This is a genomic window from Streptosporangium heterodermiicola (assembly GCF_051390675.1).
Lineage (GTDB): Bacteria > Actinomycetota > Actinomycetes > Streptosporangiales > Streptosporangiaceae > Streptosporangium.
In genome coordinates this window covers 1-362 of sequence record NZ_JBPJSR010000126.1, presented here as the reverse complement: position 1 = coordinate 362, position 362 = coordinate 1, and the positions used below count along the sequence as shown (strand labels likewise).

Here is a 362-nt window from a genome sequence, read left to right as displayed (position 1 = left end):
GCGGTGCGTTTGGGCATGGGTTTGGCGCCCGAGGAGCGCAAGGCGCAGGCGTTGCTGCTGGACCAGAGTGTCTCGCGCAACATCAGCCTGGCGAGTTTGGGCCGGTATTCGCGGCTGGGCTGGATGGACCGGCGCCGTGAGGCGGCCGACGCGCGGGAGATGGTGCAGGCGCTGGACATCCGCCCGTCGGATCCGGAGCGGCCGATCAAGACGTTGTCGGGCGGTAACCAGCAGAAGGCGGTGCTGGCCCGGTGGTTGCTGAACAACCGCAAGCTGCTGTTGCTGGACGAGCCGACTCGCGGGGTGGATGTGGGGGCTCGGGCGGAGTTGTACGCGCTGGTGCGGCGTTTGGCCGATGAGGG

1 protein-coding gene is annotated in these 362 nt (G+C 68.8%); it reads left to right on the top strand.

Features of this window, described 5'->3' with window-relative positions; genetic code table 11:
• Positions 1–15 precede the first annotated feature (15 nt).
• A partial coding sequence (locus ACSC1Q_RS43190) for an ATP-binding cassette domain-containing protein (RefSeq protein WP_436764544.1) occupies positions 16–362 on the top strand: 347 nt, incomplete at its 3' end.